This is a genomic window from Streptomyces sp. NPDC047315 (genome assembly GCF_040643215.1).
Taxonomy (GTDB): Bacteria; Actinomycetota; Actinomycetes; order Streptomycetales; family Streptomycetaceae; genus Streptomyces.
On record NZ_JBEYTZ010000008.1, the window covers coordinates 176,419 to 195,064 of the forward strand.

Sequence of the window (18,646 nt, forward strand, 5' to 3'; positions counted from 1 at the left end):
GACGCGCGTGACCCAGACCGTGACCGAGTTCGAGGTCCACGACATCCGCTTTCCCACCTCGCAGCAGCTCGACGGCTCCGACGCGATGAACCCGGACCCCGACTACTCCGCCGCGTACGTGGTCATCCGCGCCCGCGACGGCGCCGAAGGGCACGGCTTCTGCTTCACCATCGGCCGCGGCAACGATGTCACCGCCGCCGCGATCGAGGCGCTGCGGCCGTACGTCGTCGGCCGCCCCGCGCCGCGGACGGCCGCCGACCTCGCCGCCCTGCACACCGCGCTGACGCACGACTCCCAACTGCGCTGGCTGGGCCCGGAGAAGGGGGTGACCCACATGGCTGCGGGCGCGGTGGTGAACGCCGCCTGGGACCTCGCGGCCCGCAGCGCCGGCCTTCCCGTGTGGGAGTTCCTGGCCGCCATGACCCCCGAGGACCTGGTCTCCCTGGTCGACTTCCGCTACCTCACCGACGTCCTCACCCGCGACGAGGCCCTGGCCATCTTGCGCACGGCGGAGCCCGGCCGCATCGAACGCGCCCGACGGCTGCGGGAGGACGGCTACCCGGCGTACACCACCTCGCCCGGCTGGCTCGGCTACAGCGACGAGAAGCTGGTCCGCCTCGCCCGGCAGGCCGTCGCCGACGGCTTCGCGCAGATCAAACTGAAGGTCGGCGGCGACCTCGACGACGACGTGCGGCGGATGGGCCTGGTGCGGGCCGCCGTCGGGCCGGGCGTGCGGATCGCGGTCGACGCCAACCAGCGCTGGGACGTCGCCGAGGCCGTCCGCTGGATGACCGAGCTCGCACCGTACGAACCGCACTGGATCGAGGAGCCCACCAGCCCCGACGACATCCTCGGCCACGCCGCGGTCCGCGCCGGCCAGCCCGTGAAGGTCGCCACCGGGGAGCACGCCGCCAACCGCGTGGTCTTCAAGCAGCTCCTGCAAGCCGGCGCCGTCGACTTCGTCCAGATCGACGCCGCACGCGTCGCGGGCGTCAACGAGAACCTGGCGATCCTGCTGCTCGCCGCCAAGTACCGGGTGCCGGTCTGCCCGCACGCGGGCGGCGTCGGGCTGTGCGAACTCGTCCAGCACCTGGCCATGTTCGACTTCGTCGCCGTCTCCGGGAGCTGGGAGGACCGCGTCATCGAGTACGTGGACCACCTGCACGAACACTTCGCCGATCCCGCCGTGATCAGCCGCGGGCGCTACCGGGCGCCGCACGCCCCCGGCTTCTCCGCCCGGATGCTCCCCGAGTCCATCGCCGCCCACCGCTATCCGGAGGGGCCCGTGTGGCGGGCCCGGCTCCGGACCGCCGAGGGGATCACGCCATGACCGAAGACGCCTCCGCCGCCGGGGACTTCACCGGAATCGCCGCCCTCGTGACGGGCGGCGCCTCCGGCATCGGTGCCGCCGTCACCCGCCAACTGCTCGCCCGCGGCGCCGCGGTCGCCGTCGTGGACCGCGAACCCGGCGGCGCGCCCGACGGCGCCCTCACCCTGGCCGCCGACGTCACGGACGACGCGGCGCTGCGCACCGCGGTCGAGCGGGCTGCGGCCGAGTTCGGCGCCCTGCACACCGTCGTCTCCAACGCAGGCATCGGCGCCGTGGGCACCGTCGCCGACAACCCCGACGCGAGCTGGCACCACGTCCTCGACGTCAACGTGGTCGGCCTGGTGCGCACCGCCCGGCACGCCCTGCCGCACCTGCGGGCCGCCGCCGCCGAGCGGCCGGGCGCGGTCTCCATCACCCACACCTGCTCCATCGCCGCCACCGCCGGCCTGCCGGCGCGCGCCCTCTACAGCGCCAGCAAGGGCGCGGTGCTCTCGCTCACCCTCGCCATGGCCGCCGACCACGTCCGCGAAGGCATCCGCGTCAACTGCGTCAACCCCGGGACCGTCGACACCCCCTGGGTCGGCCGACTGCTGGCGCAGGCCGACGACCCGGCCGCCGAACGCGCCGCCCTGAAGGCCAGACAGCCCACCGGCCGGCTCGTCACCGCCGACGAGGTCGCCGCCGCCATCTGCTACCTCGCCTCGCCCGCCGCTGCGGCCGTCACCGGCACCGCGCTCGCGGTCGACGGCGGAATGCAGGGGCTGCGCCCGCGCCCCGCCGACCCCACCACCGGAGGGACAGCCCCATGAGAGCGCGCACCCCCGCTCCCACCACCGCCGCGGCCGGCTGCGCCGTGCTGCTCGCCGCCGTCGCCCTGACCGGGTGCAACCGGGACTCCCAGGGCGGTTCGGGCGCCGGGAAGGTCGGCATCGACCTGCCGCGCAGCGACAGCGACTTCTGGAACTCGTACCGCGGCTACGTCGAGAAGGGCGTCGACGACGGCGAGGTCGACGCGCTGTCCCTGACCAACTCCCAGAACGACATCGGCAAGCTCGTCGCCAACGTGCAGACCTTCACCGACCAGGGCGCCAAGGCCGTGATCATGGCGCCCCAGGACACCGGGGCGATCGCCGAGTCCCTGCGGGAGCTGGCCGAGGAGGACATCCCGGTCGTCAGCGTCGACACCCGGCCCGACAAGGGCGAGGTGTACATGGTGGTGCGCGCCGACAACCGGGCGTACGGCGAGAAGGCGTGCCGCTTCCTCGGCGAACGGCTCAAGGGCCGGGGCAAGGTCGTCGAGTTCCAGGGCGACCTCGCGTCCATCAACGGCCGCGACCGCTCCGAGGCGTTCATGTCCTGCATGAAGCGGAACTTCCCCGGCATCCGGGTCTTCGAGCTGGCCACCGACTGGAAGGGCGACGTCGCCTCCGCCAAGCTCCAGGCGACCCTCGCCGCCCACCCCGACCTCAACGGCATCTACATGCAGGCCGGCGGCGTCTTCCTGCAACCCACCCTCGCCCTGCTGGAGCAGAAGAAGCTGCTCAAACCCGCGGGCGAGCCCGGGCACGTCACCATCGTCTCCAACGACGGCATCCCCGAGGAGCTGGACGCCATCCGCGCCGGCACGATCGACGCCACCGTCTCCCAACCCGCCGACCTGTACGCCCGCTACGCACTGCACTACGCCAAGGCAGCCCTGGAGGGCACCGAGTTCAAGCCAGGACCCACCGACCACGACTCCACCATCGTCGAGATCCCCGGCGGTCTGGAGGACCAACTGCCCGCGCCCCTGGTGACGAAGGACAACGTGGACGACCCCGCGCTGTGGGCCAACCAGCTGGGGAAGAAGGGCTGACCGTGCCCGCCGCCCCGCAGCCCGCAGCGCCCGAGCCCGCCGCGCCGCAGCCCGTCGGATCCGTACCGGAACCGCCGCCGCCCGCCGTGCACGCGCAGGGCGTCGTCAAACGGTTCGGCCCCACCCTCGCCCTGGACGGCGGACACCTCACCGTCGCCGCCGGCGAGGCCCACGCACTGGTGGGGCGCAACGGTGCGGGCAAGTCCACCCTCGTCGGGGTGCTCACCGGGCTGCACCGCCCGGACGCCGGCACCGTCGCCTTCGACGGCGCGCCAGCGCCCGCCTTCGGGGACGCCGCGGCCTGGCGGGCGAAGGTGGCGTGCGTCCACCAGAAGCCGACGGTCGTCCCCGATCTGACCGTGGCCGAAAACCTCTTCCTCAACCGCTTCGACGCCGGCGCCGGTACGGGCGCGGGGCGCGGACTGCGGCCCATCGGCTGGCGGCGGCTGCGCGAGCGCGCCACCGAACTGCTCGCCGAGTACGGCGTCAGCGTCGACCCGCGCACCCGCGCCAAGGACCTCCCCGTCGAACAGCGGCAGTTCGTCGAGATCGCCCGGGCCCTCTCCTTCGGCGCCCGCACCGTCATCCTGGACGAGCCCACGGCCCAACTCGACGCCCGCGGCATCGACCTCCTCTTCGGCAAGCTGCGCGAACTGCGCGCGCGGGGCGTGGCGTTCCTCTTCATCTCCCACCACCTCCAGGAGGTGTACGAGCTGTGCACCGCCGTCACCGTCTACCGTGACGCCCGACACGTGCTCACCGCGCCGGTGGCCGAGGTCGCCAAGGACGACCTCGTCGCGGCCATGGCGGGGGAGCACGGCGACGCGGCGCGCTCCTGGCAGGCGGTGCCCCGCCCCGTCGCCCGCCCCCTGCACACCGGGGAGCCCGCGCTCCGGGTCGAACGGCTGGTCCTGGACGGCGCGTACGGACCCGTCGACCTGACCGTGCCCGCCGGCGAAGTGCTCGGCATCGCCGGCTCCGCCGCCAGCGGCAGCACCGCGCTCGGCGAGACCCTGGCCGGAATGCGCCGGGCGACCTCCGGCCGGATCCTGGTGCGGGGGCGGGAGGTCGCGCCCGGCAGCGTGCCCGCCGCGCTCGACGCCGGCATCGGATACGTACCGGAGGACCGGCACGCGCAGGGGCTCGTCCCCGACCGCAGCGTCGCGGAGAACGTCACCCTCACCCTCGCCGACAGGCTCGGCCCCTTCGGGACCGTGCTGCCCGCCCGGACGAGACGCTTCGCCCGTACGGCGATCGACTCGTTCGACATCCGCACCCGCGGGCCCGAGCAGCCGGTCAGCTCGCTCTCCGGCGGCAACCAGCAGAAGGTGGTCGTCGCCCGGGCCCTGGCCCGCCGCCCCGGGGTGCTGGTGGCGCTGCGGCCCACCGCCGGGGTCGACGTGACGTCCAAGGACGCACTGCTGGGCGTGGTGCGCCGGGCCGCCGACGACGGCAGCGCGGTCGTCGTCGTCTCCGACGAACTCGACGACCTGCGGGTCTGCGACCGGGTGTGCGCCCTCTTCCACGGGCGGGTGGTGGCCAGTTTCACCAGCGGATGGACCGATCGCGCGCTCGTCGCAGCCATGGAAGGGGTGGGGGAGCGACCATGACCTCAGGAACGACCGGGCCGTCCGCGGCCAAGGACGCGACGCCCGCGAAGGCAGCCGGCCCGGCCGGCACACCGGCCGCGGCCGGGCCGGGCATGCGCCGGTTGGCCCTGATCCGGTGGAGCGACCTCTCCCTCGTGCCGGTCGTCCTCGTGCTGATGGTGATCGGTTTCATCGTCTCGCCCGTCTTCCTCACCTCCGACAACCTCATCAGCGTCGTCCAGCAGTCGTCCGAGCTCAGCCTGCTCGTCCTCGGTCAGGCCCTGGTGCTGATCTGCGGACGGATGGACCTCTCGCTGGAGTCCACCATCGGCATCGCGCCCGTGCTCGCGATGTGGCTCGTACTGCCCGCCGAAGGCGGTCGGTTCGCCGGGCTCGACCTCGCGCCGGCGTGGGCGGCGATCCCGCTCTGTCTGCTCGCCGGCGCCGCGATCGGCTGCGTCAACGCCTTCCTGATGCTGAAGCTGCGGGTCAACGGCTTCATCGCCACCCTCGGCATGCTCACGATGCTGCGCGGGCTGCACGTCGGCATCACCGAGGGCAAGTCGATCACCGACGTGCCGGAGTCCTTCCGCTACCTGGGCAAGACGAGTTGGCTGGGCGCGCCCGCCGCCGTGTGGATCTGTCTGGCGCTCTTCGCGGTCGGGGGAGCGGCGCTGGCGTATTTGCGGCACGGCCGGGCGCTGTACGCGATCGGCGGCAACCCGGACGCCGCCCGGGCCGCGGGGATCAGGGTGGACCGCGTCACCTGGGCGGTGCTGGCGATCGCCGGGGTGCTCGCGGCCTTCGCCGGCATCCTCTACACCGGCCACTACGGCTCGGTCGCGGCCACCCAGGGCAACGGCTGGATCTTTCAGGTGTTCGCGGCGGCCGTGATCGGGGGCATCAGCCTCAAGGGCGGTCGCGGCACGCTCTTCGGGGCGCTGACCGGGGTGCTCACGCTGCAACTCGTGGTCAACGTGATGACGCTGGGCGGGGTGCCGGCGCTGTGGAACCAGTTCCTGAACGGGGCGATCATCATCGTCGCCCTGGTGATCTCGCGCTTCGCGAGCGGCGAACGCCAGGAGTGAACGGGCCGGCCGGGGTGAGCGGGACCCCGTCACCCCGGGGCACGGCGGGGCGCGCAACCGGTCACAGCGAGGAGCGCAGCCACTGTTCCACGCTGGCGACGTGGACCGTCGCCCAGGAGCGGGCGGCCTCCGCGTCGCCGTCGCGCAGCGCCCCGAGTATGGCGCGGTGTTCGTGGAGGGTACGGCTGATCGCGTTCTCCTGGGTCAGCCCCCGCCAGATCCTGGCCCGGGTCGTCGGCCCGGAGAGCCCGTCCAGGAGGGAGCACAGCACGGAGTTGCCCGACCACTGGACGATCCCGCGGTGGAATTCGAGGTCAGCGGCGACCAGCTCCTCGACCGAGGGCGCCGGCCCCAGCGCGTCCAACTGCGAGCTGAGTTCGTCCAGTCCGGCGTCGGTGATCCGGCCCGCGGCGAGCGCCGTGGCCGCCGGCTCCAGGATGCGGCGCACCGCCAGGAACTCCAGCACGGTGTCGTCCCGGTGGAAGTCGACGACGAAGCTCAGCGCCTCCAGCAGCAGTTGGGGATCGAGGCTGGTGACGTAGGTGCCGTCGCCCTGGCGGACGTCGAGGATGCGGATCAGCGAGAGCGCGCGCACGGCCTCCCGCAGGGAGTTGCGGGACAGCCCCAACTCGGCGGCGAGTTCGCTCTCCTTGGGGAGCCGGTCCCCGGGGCGCAGCGCACCCGAGACGATCATGCCCTTGATCTTTTCGATCGCCTCGTCGGTGACGGCCATGACGGCCTCCTCGCCCCTTGAGTCATCGGAGGTCTGACGGTGTCCGAGAGTACAACGTGGGCGGCTCCGTCGGAGCCGCCCACGTCTCCCGTGGGGGGAGGGTGTGCCGGCGGCGTCAGTCCCGCTTCGCCAGCAGGTCGGACACCTTGCCCCGGACCTCGTCGGTGGCCAGGCCGCGGATGGTGAGGGTGGTGCGGCGGCGCAGCACGTCGTCCGCGGTCTCGGCCCACTCGTGGTCGCGGGCGTACACGACCTGCGCCCAGATCTCGGGGGCGTCCGGGTGGACCCGTTCGGCCAGCGCCGGGTCCTCGTTCGCCAGCCGGGCGATGTCGAAGGCGAGCGATCCGTAGTGGGTGGCGAGGTGGCGGGCGGTGTCCGCGGCCATCCGCGGCCCCGGCGCGGGGCCGTCGACCAGCAGCCGGTGCTCTACGGCCCGGGGGTTGGCTATGCCGGGCAGCGGGAGCTTCTTCGGCAGCGTGGAGATCGGCTCCATGTCCTCGCCCAGCGGACCGCCGGGCAGGGCGGCGAGCTTGTTCATCACGGTGCGGCCGATGTGGCGGAAGGTGGTCCACTTGCCGCCGGCCACCGACAGCATGCCGCCGCGGCCCTCGCTGACCACGGTCTCCCGCTTGGCCTTGGAGGTGTCGCCGGGGCCGCCGGGCAGCACCCGCAGGCCGGCGAAGGAGTAGGCGATCAGATCGCGGGAGAGCTGCTGGTCGCGGATGGAGTAGGCGGCCTCGTCGAGGATCTGCGTGACGTCGGCCTCGTTGACCGAGACGCCGCCGGGGTCGCCCTCGTACTCCTCGTCCGTGGTGCCCAGCAGGAGCATGTCCTCCCAGGGCAGGGCGAAGGTGATGCGGTACTTGTCGATCGGGGTGGCGAGCGCGGCCCGCCACGGCGAGGTGCGCTTGAGTACCAGGTGGGCGCCCTTGGACAGCCGGATCGAGGGGGCCGCCTGCGGGTCCTCCATCCGCCGCAGGTGGTCCACCCACGGGCCCGTCGCGTTCAGCACCAGCCGGGCCGAGACCCCGAACTCGGCGCCGTCGAGCCGGTCCTTGAGCTCCGCGCCCGTCACCCGGCCCTTGGTGAACCGCAGCCCGGTGACCTCGGCGTGGTTGAGCACGGTGGCGCCCGCCGCGACGGCCGCGCGGACCGTCATCAGCGCCATGCGGGCGTCGTTCATCTGGTCGTCCCCGTAGACGGCGACGGCCTTCAGGTCCTCCGTGCGCAGCTCCGGCACCTCGCGCCGGGCCTTCGCCGGGCTGATGACGTGGCCGACGCCGTCGCCGAAGGCGGAGAGCGCGGAGTACGCGAAGACGCCGGCGCCCAGCTTCGCGGCGCCGTGCGGGCCGCCCTTGTACACGGGCAGGTAGAAGGTGAGCGGGTTGGAGAGGTGGGGGGCCACCTCGCGGGAGACCGCGCGGCGCTCGAAGTGGTTCTCCGCGACCAGCTTCACCGCACCGGTCTGCAGGTAGCGCAGTCCGCCGTGGAGCAGCTTGGAGGAGGCGGAGGAGGTGGCGCCGGCGAAGTCGCCGGCGTCCACCAGGGCCACCCGCAGCCCGGCCTGCGCGGCGTGCCAGGCGGTGGAGATGCCCAGGATGCCGCCGCCGATCACCAGGAGGTCGTAGGTCGCCTGGGCAAGCTGCTCCCGGGTTTCGGCGCGGCTCGGCAGCGAACCGGCGGCCGGGTGCGTCCCAAGAGCAGGGACGCTCTGCAGGGTGGTCATGTCGCTTACTCCTCGTGCTCGATCCAGCCCATGGTCCGCTCGACGGCCTTGAGCCAGTTCTTGTACTCGCGCTCACGCCGGTCGGCGTCCATGCGCGGGGTCCATTCGGCGGCCCGGCGCCAGTTGGCGCGCAGCGCGTCCGTGTCCGGCCAGAAGCCGACGGCGAGGCCGGCGGCGTAGGCCGCGCCGAGGCAGGTGGTCTCGGCGACCATGGGGCGCACCACGGGTGCGTCCAGGACGTCGGCGAGGGTCTGCATCAGCAGGTTGTTGGAGGTCATGCCGCCGTCCACCTTGAGGGCGGTCAGCTCGACGCCGGAGTCCTTCGTCATCGCGTCGGTGATCTCGCGGGTCTGCCAGGCGGTGGCCTCCAGCACCGCGCGGGCGATGTGCGCCTTGGTGACGTAACGGGTCAGGCCGGCGATCACGCCGCGGGCGTCGGAGCGCCAGTACGGGGCGAAGAGGCCGGAGAACGCCGGGACGACGTAGGCGCCGCCGTTGTCCTCCACCGACAGGGCCAGGGTCTCGATCTCGGCGGCCGAGTTGATCAGGCCCATCTGGTCGCGCATCCACTGCACCAGCGAGCCGGTGACGGCGATGGAGCCCTCCAGGGCGTACACCGGGTCCTGGTCCCCGATGCGGTAGCCGACGGTGGTCAACAGCCCGTTGTAGGAGTTCACCGGGGTGCCGGCGGTGTTCATCAGCATGAAGGTGCCGGTGCCGTACGTGGACTTGGCCTCGCCCTCGGAGAAGCAGGTCTGGCCGAAGAGGGCGGCCTGCTGGTCGCCGAGCGCGGAGGCGACGGGCACCCCGTCGAGCACGCCGCCCTTGGCGGCGCCGTACACCTCGGAGGACGACCGGATCTCGGGCAGCAGCGCCGCCGGCACCTCCATGGAGGCGAGGATCTTCTCGTCCCAGGTCATGGTGTGCAGGTTCATCAGCATGGTGCGGGAGGCGTTGGTGACGTCGGTGACGTGGACGCCGCCGTCGACCCCGCCGGTCAGGTTCCAGATGACCCAGGAGTCCATGGTGCCGAAGTGGATCTCGCCGCGTTCGGCGCGCTCGCGCAGGCCCTCGACGTTGTCGAGCAGCCAGCGGACCTTGGGGCCGGCGAAGTAGCTGGCGAGCGGCAGTCCGGTCTCGCGGCGGAAGCGGTCCTGGCCGACGTTGCGACCGAGCTCCTTGCACAGGGCGTCGGTGCGGGTGTCCTGCCAGACGATGGCGTTGTGGACCGGCTCGCCGGTTTTCTTGTCCCACAGCAGCGTGGTCTCGCGCTGGTTGGTGATGCCGATCGCCTTGACGTCGTCGCGGGTGATGCCCGCCTTGGTGAGGGCGCCGGCCACGACCTCCTGGACGTTGGTCCAGATCTCGACGGCGTTGTGCTCGACCCAGCCCGGCTTGGGGAAGATCTGCTCGTGCTCCTTCTGGTCGACGGAGACGATCCGGCCGTCCCGGTCGAAGACGATGCAGCGGCTGGAGGTGGTGCCCTGGTCGATGGCGGCGATGAAGGGGCCGGCTGTGTGCGTATCGGTCACGGGAAGCTCCTGCTCGAAGGTGGGTGGGTGACGGGGCCCGTACGCCCGGGTCAGACGAAGGCCAGGTCGTAGATACCCGCTGCGAGGGCTCCGCCCGCCAGCGGTCCGACGACGGGGATCCAGGCGTAGCCCCAGTCGGAGCGGCCCTTGTTGGGCAGCGGAAGCAGGGCGTGGACGATGCGGGGGCCGAGGTCGCGCGCCGGGTTGATGGCGTAGCCGGTCGGACCGCCGAGGGAGAGGCCGATGCCGACCACGACGAAGGCGGTGATCAGTCCGCCCAGCACGCTCAGGCCCTTGCCCTCGTCGTTGAGGCCCTGGGTGAGCACGGCCAGCACCAGGACGGCGGTGCCCAGGATCTCGGTGGCGAGGTTCTGCCAGACGACGCGGACCTCGGGGCCGGTGGAGAAGATGCCGAGCACCGGGCCGGCCTTGGTGCCGCCGTGCGGGCCCTCGATGGGCTTCTCCTGGGGGTCGCCGACGATCTCGGGGTCCCTCAGGTGGGACATGAACTGCCCGTAGTACGCGACCACGACCAGCGCGGCGCCGATCATCGCGCCGAGCAGCTGTCCGGCGACGTAGACGGGGACGTCCGACCAGCTGTCGTCCTTGATGGCGATGCCCAGGGTGACCGCGGGGTTGAGGTGGGCTCCGGAGAGCGGGCCGGTCATGTACACGGCCGTCATAACGGCGAAGCCCCACCCGAAGGTGATGGCCAGCCATCCCGCGCCGCGCGCCTTGGAGTTCTTCAGACTGACGGCTGCGACGACACCGCCGCCGAGCAGGATGAGTACGGCGGTACCGATGATTTCGCCGATGAAGATGTCGGAGCTGGACACCGTGACTCCTTTGTCCTTGTCCAGGAATGGCGAACCCCGGTTCCTCCGGTGGTTCGTTCCCCCGACTGGGGTCGAGGGCGTTCCGGCCTTGGCGCAGTCACACTCTAACGCGATTTTCCGTTAGGTGTTCGACAATGCCGACCGTTGAACGGCAGTTTTCCTGCACGTCAACATGCCGTCAAGGTCTGTGGCTCAAGAAGCTCGGGAAACCTCGGGGGCGCCCGTGTGCGGCGGCTCGATGTCCTCGTTGCGGGATGCATGGTGGTCCGATGATGCACCCAATATGTCCGCCCTGCCCGATTCCGTGGGCCGGCCGTCGAGCGTGACGCGGGTGTACGGGGGTGCACCAGGGGTGTGCGGGGAGTCTGCGGAGGGGCTGCCGGGGGTCTGCGGCAGGGAGGTCTGGCGGGGGAATCCGGCGGGAGGTCTGGCGGGGGTCAGAACCGTCCGGCGCCCAGGTCCCGCGAGACCGCCCGGGCGCACTCCCGTACGGCCGTGATCAGCTCGGGCCGCAGCTCCCGGCCCTCATCGCCGCTCATGCAGACCCGCTCCACCGCGCCCGTGATGGCGACCGCGCCCACCGGCATCCGCCGTCGGTCGTGGACGGGGGCCGCGACCGCGGCGACGCCCTCCCAGGTCTCCTCCACGTCCGCCCCCCACCCGCGCGCGCGGGTCAGGGCGAGGACCCCCTCGAAGTCCTCCAGCGACGTCAGCGTCGCGGGGGTGAACGCCTTGCGCTCCGCCTCCACCGCCTCCGAGTGCGCCACCGGGTCGTACGCCGCCAGCACCTTCCCCAGGGCCGTGGAGTGCAGCGGCTGCATCGCCCCCACCTCCAGCACCTGGCGGCTGTCGTCCGGACGGAAGACGTGGTGGACGATCAGCACCCCGTGCTGGTGCAGGACGCCCAGGTGGACGCTCTCGCCGCTGGAGCGGGCCAGGTCGTCGGTCCACACCAGGGCGCGGGCGCGCAGCTCGTGCACGTCGAGGTAGCTGTTGCCGAGCCGCAGCAGCTCCGCGCCCAGCTGGTAGCGGCCGGAGGCCGGGTCCTGTTCGACGAAGCCCTCGGCCTGGAGGGTGCGCAGGATGCCGTGGGCGGTGCCCTTCGCCAGATCGAGCGACGAGGCGATGTCCGACAGGCCCAGTCGGCGCTCGCCGCCGGCGAGCAGCCGCAGCATCGCCGCCGCCCGCTCAAGCGACTGGATGTTCTTCGCCATCGGATCGGCCCTCTCCACTGCTGTTCGACAATGCTGAACACTATCGGCCGATGCCGACCTTGCGCGTTGCCGAGTGAGTATCCCGCGCCCGGAAGTTTCACAGGAACCCCACGAACCTGGGACATCCGCGCTCCCGGCCCCCGCCCGGGGCGCCGATCACCCGCTTCCTGCCTGCGGGTTCGCCGCCGACCCCATCACAACTTCTGATGGTCCCGTTCTCCGGGGCGCATCACCCCAGGTGGCGCGAGCGGTCCGGGGCGTCCGGGAGATGGACCACCCCTCTCCTCAGGCGCCGTACCCGGTTACCCTGACTCCGTGCGCCCCCCACCGGGCGGTGCAAAGCCGACAGCCGTCGCATCCCAGGGAGCCCGTCCATGGCCTCGTCGCCCACCCCTTCCGCACCCTCCGCCGACATCCGGACCCGGGTCGCCGCGCTCCGCGAGGCCCTGGCCACGCGGGTCGTCGTCGCCGACGGAGCGATGGGCACCATGCTCCAGGCGCAGGATCCCACCCTTGAGGACTTCCAGGACCTCGAAGGCTGCAACGAGATCCTGAACGTCACCCGCCCCGACATCGTCCGTTCGGTGCACCGCGCCTACTTCGACGCCGGCGTCGACTGCGTCGAGACGAACACCTTCGGCGCCAACCAGTCCGCGCTCGGCGAGTACGACATCCCGGACCGCATCCACGAACTGTCCGAGGCGGGCGCCCGCATCGCCCGCGAGGTCGCCGACGAGTGCACGGCCAGCACCGGACAGGAGCGCTGGGTGCTGGGCTCCATCGGCCCGGGCACCAAGCTGCCGACCCTCGGCCACATCGGATACGCCCCGCTCCGCGACGGCTTCCAGGCGAACGCCGAAGGTCTGATCGCCGGCGGCGCGGACGCGCTGCTCGTGGAGACCACCCAGGACCTGCTCCAGACCAAGGCGTCGGTCCTCGGCGCCCGGCGCGCCATGGAAGCGGTCGGCGTCGACGTGCCGCTGCTGTGCTCGATGGCGTTCGAGACCACCGGCACCATGCTGCTCGGCTCGGAGATCGGCGCGGCGCTCACCGCGCTGGAGCCGCTGGGCATCGACATGATCGGGCTGAACTGCTCCACCGGCCCGGCCGAGATGAGCGAGCACCTGCGCTACCTGGCCCGCCACTCCCGCATCCCGCTGCTGTGCATGCCGAACGCCGGTCTGCCCGTGCTCGGCAAGGACGGCGCGTACTTCCCGCTGGACGCCGAGGGGCTCGCCGACGCCCAGGAGACCTTCGTCCACGAGTACGCCCTCTCCCTGATCGGCGGCTGCTGCGGTACGACTCCGGAGCACCTGCGGCAGGTCGTGGAGCGGGTGCGCGGCCTCACGCCGCCCGCGCGCGAGCCGCGCCCCGAGCCCGGCGCCGCCTCCCTCTACCAGACCGTCCCGTTCCGCCAGGACACCTCGTACATGGCGATCGGCGAGCGGACGAACGCCAACGGCTCGAAGAAGTTCCGCGAGGCGATGCTCGCCGCCCGCTGGGACGACTGCGTGGAGATGGCCCGCGACCAGATCCGCGAGGGCGCGCACATGCTCGACCTCTGCGTGGACTACGTGGGCCGGGACGGCGTCGCCGACATGGCGGAGCTGGCCGGCCGGTTCGCCACCGCCTCCACCCTGCCGATCGTGCTCGACTCCACCGAGGTCGACGTGATCCGCGCCGGCCTGGAGAAGCTCGGCGGCCGGGCCGTGATCAACTCCGTCAACTACGAGGACGGCGACGGCCCCGAATCCCGCTTCGCCCAGGTCACCCGACTGGCCCAGGAGCACGGCGCCGCCCTGATCGCGCTCACCATCGACGAGGAGGGCCAGGCCCGCACCGTCGAGACCAAGGTCGCCATCGCCGAACGGCTGATCGACGACCTCACCGACAACTGGGGCATCCACGAGTCGGACATCCTCATCGACACCCTGACCTTCACCATCTGCACCGGCCAGGAGGAGTCCCGCAAGGACGGCATCGCCACCATCGAGGCCATCCGCGAACTCAAGCGGCGCCACCCCGACGTCCAGACCACGCTCGGGCTCTCCAACATCTCCTTCGGCCTCAACCCGGCCGCCCGGATCCTGCTGAACTCCGTCTTCCTCGACGAGTGCGCCAAGGCCGGCCTGGACTCCGCGATCGTCCACGCGTCCAAGATCCTGCCGATCGCCCGCTTCGACGACGAGCAGGTGACCACCGCACTGGACCTGATCTACGACCGCCGCGCCGAGGGCTACGACCCGCTCCAGCGGCTGATGGAGCTCTTCGAGGGCGTCGACACCAAGTCGCTGAAGGCCGGCAAGACGGAAGAGCTGCTGGCCCTGCCGCTGGAGGAGCGGCTCCAGCGGCGGATCATCGACGGCGAGAAGAACGGCCTGGAGACCGACCTCGAAGCGGCGCTGGCGGAGCGGTCCGCGCTCGACATCGTCAACGAGACCCTCCTGGAGGGCATGAAGGTCGTCGGCGAGCTGTTCGGCTCCGGACAGATGCAGCTGCCCTTCGTGCTCCAGTCCGCCGAGGTCATGAAGAACGCGGTGGCGTACCTGGAACCGCACATGGAGAAGTCCGGCGCCGAGGGCAAGGGCACGATCGTGCTGGCCACCGTGCGCGGCGACGTCCACGACATCGGCAAGAACCTCGTGGACATCATCCTCTCCAACAACGGCTACAACGTGGTCAACCTGGGCATCAAACAGCCCGTCTCCGCGATCCTGGAGGCCGCCGAAGAGCACAAGGCCGACGTGATCGGGATGTCCGGACTGCTGGTGAAGTCCACGGTGATCATGAAGGAGAACCTGGAGGAGATGAACCAGCGGAAGATCGCGGCGGACTACCCCGTGATCCTGGGCGGCGCCGCCCTGACCCGCGCCTACGTCGAACAGGACCTCCACGAGATCTACGAGGGCGAGGTCCGCTACGCCCGGGACGCCTTCGAGGGGCTGCGCCTGATGGACGCCCTGATCGGCGTCAAGCGCGGCGTGCCCGGCGCCAAGCTGCCCGAGCTCAAGCAGCGCCGGGTGCGGCCCGCCGCGGCCGTCGCGGTGGAGGAGCAGGTCGAGGAGGGCTCGGTCCGCTCCGACGTCTCCGTCGACAACCCCGTACCCGAGCCGCCGTTCTGGGGCACCCGGGTCATCAAGGGCATCCAGCTGAAGGAGTACGCCTCCTGGGTCGACGAGGGCGCGCTCTTCAAGGGCCAGTGGGGGCTCAAGCAGTCCCGCGCCGGCGACGGGCCCAGCTACGAGGAGCTGGTGGAGAACGAGGGCCGGCCCCGGCTGCGCGGTCTGCTCGACCAACTGCACACCCGCAACCTGCTGGAAGCCGCCGTCGTCTACGGCTACTTCCCCTGCGTCTCCAAGGGCGACGACCTGATCGTCCTCCACGAGGACGGCTCCGAGCGGACCCGCTTCTCCTTCCCGCGCCAGCGGCGCGGCCGGCGGCTGTGCCTCGCGGACTTCTTCCGCCCGGAGGAGTCCGGCGAGGTCGACGTGGTCGGCCTCCAGGTCGTCACCGTCGGCTCGAAGATCGGCGAGGCGACGGCCGAGCTGTTCGCCGCCGACTCCTACCGCGACTACCTGGAGCTGCACGGGCTCTCCGTGCAGCTCGCGGAGGCGCTGGCCGAGTACTGGCACGCCCGGGTCCGCGCCGAACTCGGCTTCGCCGGCGAGGACCCCTCCGACGTGACGGACATGTTCGCGCTGAAGTACCGCGGCGCCCGCTTCTCCCTGGGCTACGGCGCCTGCCCCGACCTGGAGGACCGGGCGAAGATCGCGGACCTGCTGGAGCCCGAGCGGATCGGGGTGCAGCTCTCCGAGGAGTTCCAGCTCCACCCGGAGCAGTCCACCGACGCGATCGTGATCCACCACCCGGAGGCCAAGTACTTCAACGCTCGGTAGTCCGTTCATCACACCGCCCAGCGGTGTCGGTGGGCAATTCCCGGCACGTTTGTCCGACGAGTCGTAAACTGGTCGGTCCAACGCAGGCCGGTCGCCAGTCCCAGCGGGGAAGCCGTGGGGAAGGGGCGGCCGGCCTTCTCGTCCCTTCCGGAGGTGTGCCGATGACCAGCACGATCCCCACGTCCCCCACCCAGACGGCGGACGGTACGGCCCTGCAGGCCGTTCTGCTGGACATGGACGGCACCCTGGTCGACACCGAGGGCTTCTGGTGGGACGCCGAAGTGCGGGTCTTCGCCGAGCTCGGCCACGAGCTGGACGAGGCGTGGCGCGAGGTGGTCGTGGGCGGCCCGATGACGCGCAGCGCGGGCTATCTGATCGAGGTCACCGGCGCCCCCGTCAGCCTCCCCGAGGTGACCGTGCTGCTGAACGACGCGTTCGAGAAGCGCATCAGCGAGGGCGTGCCGCTGATGCCGGGGGCGCAGCGGCTGCTGGCCGAGCTCACCGCCCAGCAGGTCCCAACCGCCCTGGTCTCCGCCTCGCACCGGCGCATCATCGACCGGGTGCTGGACGCCGTGCCGCACGACTTCGCGCTCTCCGTGGCCGGGGACGAGGTGCCACGCACCAAGCCGCACCCCGATCCGTATCTGCTGGCGGCCCGCGGGCTGGGCTTCGAGCCCGCCCGGTGCGCCGTCATCGAGGACACCGCGACCGGGGTCGCCTCCGCCGAGGCGGCCGGCTGCCCGGTGGTCGCCGTGCCGTCCGTGGCGCCGATCGCGGCGGCGCAGGGCCGGGTGGTGGTGGACTCCCTGGAACAGGTCGACCTGGCCTTCCTGCGCCGGTTCACGGCCTCGACGCGCTGACGCCCCTGCCCCGGACCCACCCCGCCCGCTACTGTCCTTGCATCATGAATGCAAGAAAGAATTAGGCCGTTCCGGCGGCGGTGCATTCTTTTCGACATTTCGGCTTGGTTGAATCCGGATCCATTTTCTCCAGGTCTCTGCATTAAGTTTTCCGGCGTGACATTGGTCACCCTGCGTGTCCTGTGGGGGGCTGTCGGTGCGGTGCATTTCGCCCTTACGAAACATTCCGCAGGGTCCTCGTCGCCGCACAGGCATGGGCGATCACTGAGCGAAATCACCCCAACTCCGGGCCGGTCAACCGCACCTGACGCATCCGACTACTGTCTTCGCGGGTCTTCGCACCCGCAGTACCCAGTGCCGGATGAGGAGAACGTCCAGGATGAACCGTAAGACTTTGGCGCTGCCGGCCGTGGTCGGGCTGCTCGCGCCCGTGCTCGTCGCCTGCGGCGATTCGGGGGACGACGCCGGCGGCGGCGGCACCATCGTCGTCGGCACCACGGACCAACTCGCCGCGGGCAAGGGCAGCCCGGCGCCGCTCGACCCGGCGTACGCGTACGACACCGGCGCCTGGAACGTGCTCCGGCAGACCGTCCAGACGCTGATGCACGCGCCCCGCGGCGGCGGTCAGCCCGTCCCCGAGGCCGCCGAGTCCTGCGGCTTCACGGACAACTCCAGCGAGAGCTACCGCTGCAAGCTGCGCAGCGGCCTCACGTTCGCCGACGGCACCGAGATCACCGCGGAGGACGTGAAGTTCTCCCTGGAGCGGGTGCGGAACATCAACGCGGACAACGGCACGGCCGCCCTGCTGTCGACCGTCGACACCATCGAGACCAAGGGCGAGGACGAGGTGGTCTTCCACCTCGCGTCCCCGGACGCCACCTTCCCGTACAAGCTCTCCACGCCCGCCGCCGGCATCGTCAACAAGAAGCAGTACGACGGCAAGAAGCTGCGCGAGGGCTTCCAGGTGGACGGCTCGGGCCCGTACACCATGAAGGCCCACGTCGCCGACGACAAGCTCACCAAGGTGGTCTTCAGCCGGAACGACTCGTACACCGGCGACGTCGAGGTGCGCAACAAGAAGGTCGAGTTGCGGGTCTTCCCCGACGCCGCCGCCATGGGCGAGGCGCTGGAGAAGGGCGACATCGACGTGATGACCCGGGAGATGTCCCCGAGTCAGATCAAGGAGTTGGAGGAGAAGCCCAAGAAGGGCATCGACCTCATCGAGATGCCCGGGCTCTCGATCCGCTACCTCGCCTTCAACACCGACCACCCCTCGGTGAAGGACAAGGCGGTGCGTCAGGCCATGGCCGCGCTCGTCGACCGCGGCCAGATCGCCGGACAGGTCTACGGGGCCACCGCGGAGCCGCTGTACTCGCTCATCCCGGCGAACATCGGCGCGCACAAGAACTCCTTCTACAACCAGTACGGCGAGCCCAGCGTCGCGAAGGCCGCGAAGATCCTGAAGAAGGCGAACATCAAGGCCCCGGTGGAGCTCAAGCTGCACTACACCACCGACCGCTACGGCGCCGGCACGGCCCGGGAGTTCGAGGTCCTGCAGAAGCAGTTGAACGCCTCCAAGCTCTTCTCCGTCACCGTCCAGGGCGCCGAGTGGTCCTCCTTCCGCACCGCCCAGAAGCGCGGTGACTACCCGGTGTACGGCATGGGCTGGTTCCCCGACTTCCCCGACCCGGACAACTACATCGCCCCGTTCCTGGACAAGGGCAACTTCCTCAACTCGCCCTACGTCAGCGCCGAGGCGCGGGCCCTCATCCCGCAGTCCCGCCGCCAGGCCGACCGGGGCGCGGCTTCGAAGGAGTTCACCCAGATGCAGGACATCGTCGCCACCGACGTGCCGGTGCTGCCGCTGTGGCAGGGCAAACAGCACATCGCCGTGCGCTCCGGCATCCAGGGCGGCGAGCTGCTGCTGAACGCCAGCTCCGACCTCCAGCTGTGGGAGCTGTCCACCGGCAAGTGAGCACCGCCTCGT

The 18,646-nt window shown here is 71.3% G+C and carries 13 protein-coding genes; 8 read left to right on the forward strand and 5 right to left on the reverse strand.

Annotated features, from left to right (window positions below):
• Nucleotides 1-7 precede the first annotated feature (7 nt).
• From ABZ842_RS11575 to ABZ842_RS11595, 5 genes are all read left to right on the forward strand, one after another.
• Nucleotides 8-1,330 (forward strand): enolase C-terminal domain-like protein, encoded by a 1,323-nt coding sequence (locus tag ABZ842_RS11575; RefSeq protein ID WP_361535590.1) that lies wholly within the window; start codon nt 8-10, stop codon nt 1,328-1,330.
• Nucleotides 1,327-2,139 carry an SDR family NAD(P)-dependent oxidoreductase gene (locus ABZ842_RS11580; protein WP_361535593.1) on the forward strand — a complete coding sequence of 271 codons (813 nt, stop codon included), beginning with the start codon at nt 1,327-1,329 and terminating at the stop codon, nt 2,137-2,139. The genes ABZ842_RS11575 and ABZ842_RS11580 overlap by 4 nt, the downstream gene beginning before the upstream one ends.
• Nucleotides 2,136-3,185, forward strand: a complete 1,050-nt coding sequence (locus ABZ842_RS11585; protein WP_361535596.1) for a sugar ABC transporter substrate-binding protein — start codon at nt 2,136-2,138, stop codon at nt 3,183-3,185. The genes ABZ842_RS11580 and ABZ842_RS11585 overlap by 4 nt, the downstream gene beginning before the upstream one ends.
• Before the next feature lie 86 nt (nt 3,186-3,271).
• On the forward strand, nt 3,272-4,795 hold the full coding sequence (locus ABZ842_RS11590; RefSeq protein WP_361535932.1) for a sugar ABC transporter ATP-binding protein: 1,524 nt from the start codon (nt 3,272-3,274) through the stop codon (nt 4,793-4,795).
• Between the two features lie 92 nt (nt 4,796-4,887).
• On the forward strand, nt 4,888-5,862 hold the full coding sequence (locus ABZ842_RS11595; RefSeq protein ID WP_361535934.1) for an ABC transporter permease: 975 nt from the start codon (nt 4,888-4,890) through the stop codon (nt 5,860-5,862).
• Nucleotides 5,863-5,923: 61 nt separating this feature from the next.
• Here the strand turns inward: ABZ842_RS11595 and ABZ842_RS11600 are convergent, their stop codons facing one another.
• From ABZ842_RS11600 to ABZ842_RS11620, 5 genes are all read right to left on the reverse strand, one after another.
• Entirely contained in the window at nt 5,924-6,595 is a 672-nt protein-coding gene (locus ABZ842_RS11600) for a FadR/GntR family transcriptional regulator (RefSeq protein ID WP_361535599.1), read from the reverse strand.
• Between the two features lie 115 nt (nt 6,596-6,710).
• On the reverse strand, nt 6,711-8,321 hold the full coding sequence (locus tag ABZ842_RS11605) for a glycerol-3-phosphate dehydrogenase/oxidase (RefSeq protein ID WP_361535602.1): 1,611 nt from the start codon (nt 8,319-8,321) through the stop codon (nt 6,711-6,713).
• A gap of 5 nt (nt 8,322-8,326) precedes the next feature.
• Nucleotides 8,327-9,853: a glycerol kinase GlpK gene (gene glpK / locus ABZ842_RS11610; RefSeq protein ID WP_361535605.1), complete on the reverse strand. Its 1,527-nt coding sequence runs from the start codon at nt 9,851-9,853 to the stop codon at nt 8,327-8,329.
• 50 nt (nt 9,854-9,903) lie between these two features.
• Complete coding sequence (locus ABZ842_RS11615; protein WP_361535608.1) at nt 9,904-10,689, reverse strand: MIP/aquaporin family protein; 786 nt, start codon at nt 10,687-10,689, stop codon at nt 9,904-9,906.
• A 437-nt stretch (nt 10,690-11,126) separates the two neighbouring features.
• Nucleotides 11,127-11,903, reverse strand: coding sequence for an IclR family transcriptional regulator (locus tag ABZ842_RS11620; RefSeq protein WP_361535611.1), 777 nt, complete (start codon nt 11,901-11,903; stop codon nt 11,127-11,129).
• Between the two features lie 374 nt (nt 11,904-12,277).
• On the opposite strand from ABZ842_RS11620, the gene metH reads away from it, so the two are divergent.
• From metH to ABZ842_RS11635, 3 genes are all read left to right on the forward strand, one after another.
• On the forward strand, nt 12,278-15,799 hold the full coding sequence (gene metH / locus ABZ842_RS11625; RefSeq protein WP_361535614.1) for a methionine synthase: 3,522 nt from the start codon (nt 12,278-12,280) through the stop codon (nt 15,797-15,799).
• A 161-nt stretch (nt 15,800-15,960) separates the two neighbouring features.
• Nucleotides 15,961-16,659 (forward strand): HAD family phosphatase, encoded by a 699-nt coding sequence (locus tag ABZ842_RS11630; RefSeq protein ID WP_361535617.1) that lies wholly within the window; start codon nt 15,961-15,963, stop codon nt 16,657-16,659.
• A gap of 379 nt (nt 16,660-17,038) precedes the next feature.
• Nucleotides 17,039-18,634, forward strand: a complete 1,596-nt coding sequence (locus ABZ842_RS11635) for an ABC transporter substrate-binding protein (protein ID WP_361535620.1) — start codon at nt 17,039-17,041, stop codon at nt 18,632-18,634.
• The last annotated feature ends 12 nt before the right edge of the window (nt 18,635-18,646 follow it).

Excerpts from the sequence above, each read along its gene's own strand:
- ABZ842_RS11580 (WP_361535593.1), top strand. The coding sequence starts at position 1,327 with ATGACCGAAGACGCCTCCGCCGCCGGGGACTTCACCGGAATCGCCGCC.
- ABZ842_RS11585 (WP_361535596.1), top strand. The coding sequence starts at position 2,136 with ATGAGAGCGCGCACCCCCGCTCCCACCACCGCCGCGGCCGGCTGCGCC.
- ABZ842_RS11595 (WP_361535934.1), top strand. The coding sequence starts at position 4,888 with ATGCGCCGGTTGGCCCTGATCCGGTGGAGCGACCTCTCCCTCGTGCCG.
- ABZ842_RS11600 (WP_361535599.1), bottom strand. The coding sequence starts at position 6,595 with ATGGCCGTCACCGACGAGGCGATCGAAAAGATCAAGGGCATGATCGTC.
- ABZ842_RS11605 (WP_361535602.1), bottom strand. The coding sequence starts at position 8,321 with ATGACCACCCTGCAGAGCGTCCCTGCTCTTGGGACGCACCCGGCCGCC.
- ABZ842_RS11620 (WP_361535611.1), bottom strand. The coding sequence starts at position 11,903 with ATGGCGAAGAACATCCAGTCGCTTGAGCGGGCGGCGGCGATGCTGCGG.
- metH (WP_361535614.1), top strand. The coding sequence starts at position 12,278 with ATGGCCTCGTCGCCCACCCCTTCCGCACCCTCCGCCGACATCCGGACC.
- ABZ842_RS11630 (WP_361535617.1), top strand. The coding sequence starts at position 15,961 with ATGACCAGCACGATCCCCACGTCCCCCACCCAGACGGCGGACGGTACG.
- ABZ842_RS11635 (WP_361535620.1), top strand. The coding sequence starts at position 17,039 with ATGAACCGTAAGACTTTGGCGCTGCCGGCCGTGGTCGGGCTGCTCGCG.